Genomic DNA, 4992 nt, shown 5'->3' with positions numbered 1-4992 from the left:
AAGGTGCGCTCGCTGTCGAGGCTTTCGAGCAGCTGGTTGCAGTAGGCCTGCTGGTTCTTGCTCAACGTCAGCCCGACGACGTTGACGTCGTACTTCTCCATCGCGCGCTGCAGTGTCAGACCCCAGCCGCAACCGACCTCGAGCAGCGTCATGCCCGGCTTGAGATCGAGAGAATCGAGGTGCTGGTCGACGTTGGCGATCTGCGCCTCGGACAGGGTGTCCGTCGGGCTGGTGAAGTAGGCACAGCTGTACTTGCGCGTCGGATCCTGGAAAACCCCGAAGAAGTCGTCCGACAGGTCGTAGTGCGCCTGGATGTCCTCGAAGTGAGGAGTCATATCCTTGGTGCCGGTTGAGTTATCAGACATGTTTCTCCTGCTTGGCCTTTCTCGTTACTGCAGATCGGGTGCGCCGATGGTCGTCGTCGTGGGCCCCCGTTGTGACGGACCCTACCCGCGGTGTGGGGCATCGACGTGCAAACTCGCCCCTCAAGCGGTACAGATTACTGGTCAGTAGGCGGCCGACGCCAAATCGACCGGTGACTTCGTCAGGGTGAACTGGTTGATGTCGGCCTGGTGCTGGTGGAACAGCTTCGCGCAGCCGGTTAGGTACCGCATGTAGCGGTCGTAGACCTCTTCGGACTGCAAGGCGATGGCCTCGTCCCTGCGGGACTCCAGCGCGGCGGCCCAGATGTCGAGCGTACGGGCGTAGTGCGGACGCAGCGACTGCGTCCTGGCAACGGTGAAGCCGGCCGCGGTGGAGAGTTCGTCGACCAGTTCGGGCGTGCACAGCTGACCGCCGGGGAAGATCTCGGTGATCAGGAACTTCACGAACCGCGCGAGTTCCATCGTGAGCGGGATGCCGTTGGCCCGCGCGTACTCCATCGACATGCCGGTGATGGTGTGCAGCATCATCACGCCGTCGTCGGGCAGCACCCGGTAGGCCATCTTGAAGAAGTCGGGGTAGCGGTCGAAGCCGAAGTGCTCGAAGGCACCGATCGACACGATCCGGTCGACGGGCTCGTCGAACTGCTCCCAGCCGTTGAGCAGCACCCGCATGGAGCGTTGGCTCTTGGAGTCGGCGAACAGCTTTTCGACGTGCGCGTGCTGGTTCTCGCTGAGAGTGAGTCCGATGACGTTGACGTCGTACTTCTCGACGGCCCGAAGCATCGTCGCGCCCCAGCCGCACCCGATGTCCAGCAGCGTCATCCCCGGCTCAAGGCCCAGCTTGCCAAGCGACAGGTCGATCTTGGCGTACTGCGCCTCTTCCAGCGTCATGTCATCGCGCTCGAAGAAGGCACAGCTGTAGGTCTGCGTGTCGTCGAGGAACAACCGGTAGAAGTCGTCGGACAAGTCGTAGTGTGACTGCACGTCGTCGAAGTGTGGAACGAGTTCGGCCATTTCAGGGGCCCGCCTTCCGGGTGTTGGTACACGAAACCCGGTGGTCTGAGGGATTCGCAGCTAACGCTACTGCGCTTTTGTGAATGCGACGGATGACGCAGCCGTGCGCCGAAGCGCCTATTTAGCCAGAGTGAACTGGCAAACGTCGATGTAACCCTCGTGGAAACCCTTGGCGCATCCGGTGAGGTAGTGCATGTAACGGTCGTAGACCTCTTCGGACTGGACCGCGATGGCCTCGTCCTTGTGCGCCTCCAGTGCGGCCGACCAGGTGTCCAGCGTCCTGGCGTAGTGCTTCTGCAGCGACTGCGTTCTGGTCAGCGTGAAGCCGCCCCTGGTCGCAAACTCGCCCGCCATCTCGGTGGTCGGCAGGTATCCACCAGGGAAGATCTCGGTGAGGATGAACTTCACGAACCGCGCGATCGAGAACGTCAGTGGCAGCCCGGCCGCGGTCATCTGGGGGAGCGTGAGCGCGGTGATGGTGTGTAGCAACATCACGCCGTCGTCGGGCAGCGCCTTGTAGGCCATGGCGAAGAAGTCGTCCCAGCGGTCCTTGCCGAAGTGCTCGAACGCGCCGATCGAGACGATCCGATCGACAGGTTCGTCGAACTGCTCCCAACCGTTGAGCAGGACGCGCTTGGTGCGGGGGCTGTCGTGCTTGGCGAACTCGCTCTCGACGTGCGCCTTCTGGTTCTCGCTCAGGGTCAGGCCGACGACGTTCACGTCGTACTTCTCGATCGCCCTCAGCATGGTCGAACCCCAGCCACAGCCGACGTCGAGCAGCGTCATGCCCGGTTCGAGACCCAACTTGCCAAGCGCCAAGTCGACCTTGGCGAGCTGGGCTTCCTCCAGCGACATGTCGTCGCGCTCGAAGTAGGCGCAGCTATAGGTCTGGGTGGGGTCGAGGAAGAGACTGAAGAATTCGTCCGACAGGTCGTAGTGCGCCTGTACGTCCTCGAAGTGCGGCTTGAGGCCACCCTTCTTGCGGGTAGTCGACATGGTGGAGAATGCCTTCCTGGCTGATCAAGGGCTCGGCACGGTCGCCGATGACTCGCGGAGCCCCTCATGTTCTCAATCGCGCACTCTACGCCGCCCGAGGCCGCCAGCCGAATTGGTCGACGACCGGCCCCGCGCCGCGTCAGGGGACTTCAGCGAACGTGGTCTTCAGTTCGCCGACGATGTCGTCCCACAGCGGTTCGGGCAAGTCGTGGGCCATTCCGTCGAACAACACCAGCCGGGACCTGCGGATGGCCTTGGCTATTGCGCGGCCGCCAGCTGGGCGCATCAACTTGTCCGCGCGACCGTGAATCACCACGGTCGGCGCGGTGATCTGCTTGTCGTAGGAGAGCAGGCTGCCGCTGCCGAGGATCGCGCTGAACTGTCGCGCCACCCCGGCCGGGTAGTACGACCGCTCGTAGAACTCCGCGGCGTCGGCCACCATCTGGTCCTCGGGGACCGGGTAGCCCGGGCTGCCGATGATCTTCCCGACGCGCACGGAGTTGGCGATCACGCCGTCGCGTGAGGTGTCCTTGGGCCGCGTCGTCACCGCCCGCAACTGCTTGGGGCCTGGCGGAGGCAGCAGTGCCTGATTGTTGCTCGAGAAGATGACGGCCAACGTCTTGGTGCGCTGCTGATACCGCGCGGCGAAGATCTGCGCGATCATCCCGCCCATCGATCCGCCCACGATGTGGGCCTTGTCGATCTGCAGGTGGTCGAGCAGCGCCGCGGCGTCGTCGGCCATGTGTTCCAGCGTGTAGACCGCCTCGTTGCGCAGGCCGAGCTGGGACCGCATCATTCGCGGCAGCAGCTTCGCTCCGGTATGACGGCCCTCGACCTTGCTGGAGAGCCCGACGTCACGGTTGTCGTAGCGGATGACGCGCAACCCCTGGTTCACCAGGCGTTCGCAGAAACCCTTGCGCCAGAACAACAATTGCGCGCCGAGCCCCATGATCAGCAGGACGGCGGGGTGGTTCTCGTCGCCCATGTCCTCGTAGACGATGTCCAGCTCGCCTGACTTGGCGGCACCCGTACGGACGTTCATAGATGCTCCTCGCGCAAGCGCTCGTCGGCCATCAGCCGTCCAACTCGTCGGTGTGCTCGCGGCTGACCTCGACCATGAAGTTGGCGAAGTAGCCGGTCAGTTGCGGGTCGGTCATCATTTGCCACTTGGGCGCCAGCAGCTTCAAGTAGCGCTCGACGTAGAGGAACTGCTTGCCGATGAGGACGAGTTCGCGCGGCAGCTTGACGTCGTAGGCCTCGGCCAGCGTCGAGAGCTGCTTGCCGATCTCGGCGTAGGACAGATCGCCCAGCGACGTCATCGTGAGCGGAGTGGCAAATGCCTCAAGGTCTTTCGCCGCTTCACCCTCCGGCTTGACGTTGCCGACGGCACCCATCAGGACGACGATCTTGCCTGCCGCCGCGTGGTCCTTCGTCACCAGTAGCGCGTACACCAGCTCGCGCAGCAGCCACCGGGTACGGGGATCGACGCGGCCCATGATGCCGAAGTCGAAGAAGACGATCTTGCCGTCGTCGTCGACGTAGAGGTTGCCCGCGTGCAGGTCGCCGTGGAACAGGCCGTGGCGCAGGCCACCCTCGAAGACGCTGAACAGCAGCGCCTTGACCAGCTCAGTGCCGTCGAATCCCTTCTTGCGGATCGCGGCCACGTCGTCGATGCGGACGCCCTGGATGCGCTCCATCGTCAGCACGCGCTCGCTGGTCAGATCCCAATACACTTGCGGCACACGGATGTTCTTGCCAAGCGGCGAGGCGTGCATGTGCGCCACCCACGCGTCCATCGACTGTGCTTCGAGGCGGAAGTCGAGTTCCTCGGCGAGGTTGTCGGCGAAGTCGGCGACGACGTCCTGGGCGCTGAGGCGTCGCCCGAGCTTGGCCAGCTCGACCAGTTGCGCGCCGCGCTTGAGGATCTGAAGATCGGCGGCCACGCGGCGGCGGATGCCGGGCCGCTGAATCTTGACCACGACCTCCTCGCCGGAGTGCAGCGTCGCGTAGTGCACCTGGGCGATCGACGCCGAGGCGAAGGGCTCCTCGTCGAAACTCTTGAACAGGTTGGCCGGATCGTCGCCGAGCTCCTCCTTGAAGAGCTTGTGCACTTGTTCGGTGTTGGCGGGCGGCACCCGGTCGAGGAGGGTGCGGAACTCGCGGCTCATGCCTTCGCCGAAGGCGCCGGGACTGGACGCGATGATCTGGCCGAACTTGACGTAGGTGGGGCCCAGATCTGCGAACGTCTGCGGGATCTGCTTGATGATCTTCTGCTGCAGCGAGCCGCGGCCGACCAGATTGCTGACGACCCGCGCGCCGGTGCGGGTGATCTGCCATCCCGTCACGCCGATGCGAGCGGCCTCGACCGGTAACGGGACCCGGTCCAGCCGGGCTACCTCGCGGTGCTTGGTGGTTGTCATGCCAGCCAGTGTCTCAAAAGTGCCGGTCAGGCGGAAATTTCGTGTGGTCCCCGTCACACCTTCTGTCGTAGTGAAGTACGGTGTTCGCCGTGACCGGCAGTGCCGGTTGTTTCGAGCTGGAGTTCGATACCGAGAGGTCAGCGTCGTACTTTGCCGACAAAGAGTTCGGATCGCTGGCG

The 4992-nt window shown here is 63.9% G+C and carries 5 protein-coding genes; all 5 read right to left on the bottom strand.

Annotated features, from left to right (window positions below):
- A partial coding sequence (locus QOD90_RS27635) for a class I SAM-dependent methyltransferase (RefSeq protein ID WP_526355097.1) occupies window positions 1-365 on the bottom strand: 365 nt, incomplete at its 3' end.
- A 141-nt stretch (window positions 366-506) separates the two neighbouring features.
- Window positions 507-1397 carry a cyclopropane mycolic acid synthase family methyltransferase gene (locus QOD90_RS27630; RefSeq protein ID WP_526355095.1) on the bottom strand — a complete coding sequence of 297 codons (891 nt, stop codon included), beginning with the start codon at window positions 1395-1397 and terminating at the stop codon, window positions 507-509.
- Window positions 1398-1514: 117 nt separating this feature from the next.
- Window positions 1515-2393, bottom strand: coding sequence for a cyclopropane mycolic acid synthase family methyltransferase (locus tag QOD90_RS27625; protein WP_526355093.1), 879 nt, complete (start codon window positions 2391-2393; stop codon window positions 1515-1517).
- Between the two features lie 139 nt (window positions 2394-2532).
- A complete protein-coding gene (locus QOD90_RS27620) occupies window positions 2533-3435 on the bottom strand; it encodes an alpha/beta fold hydrolase (RefSeq protein WP_526355092.1) in 903 nt (300 codons plus the stop codon).
- 31 nt (window positions 3436-3466) lie between these two features.
- Window positions 3467-4813: an ABC1 kinase family protein gene (locus QOD90_RS27615; protein ID WP_526355090.1), complete on the bottom strand. Its 1347-nt coding sequence runs from the start codon at window positions 4811-4813 to the stop codon at window positions 3467-3469.
- Between the last annotated feature and the right edge of the window lie 179 nt (window positions 4814-4992).

The sequence above is a fragment of the Mycobacterium sp. genome, from assembly GCF_032161845.1.
Taxonomy (GTDB): Bacteria; Actinomycetota; Actinomycetes; order Mycobacteriales; family Mycobacteriaceae; genus Mycobacterium.
The sequence above is the reverse complement of the archived record's forward strand: the minus strand, read 5'-3'. Positions and strand labels throughout refer to the sequence as shown.

Excerpts from the sequence above, each read along its gene's own strand:
- QOD90_RS27630 (WP_526355095.1), bottom strand. The coding sequence starts at position 1,397 with ATGGCCGAACTCGTTCCACACTTCGACGACGTGCAGTCACACTACGAC.
- QOD90_RS27625 (WP_526355093.1), bottom strand. The coding sequence starts at position 2,393 with ATGTCGACTACCCGCAAGAAGGGTGGCCTCAAGCCGCACTTCGAGGAC.
- QOD90_RS27620 (WP_526355092.1), bottom strand. The coding sequence starts at position 3,435 with ATGAACGTCCGTACGGGTGCCGCCAAGTCAGGCGAGCTGGACATCGTC.
- QOD90_RS27615 (WP_526355090.1), bottom strand. The coding sequence starts at position 4,813 with ATGACAACCACCAAGCACCGCGAGGTAGCCCGGCTGGACCGGGTCCCG.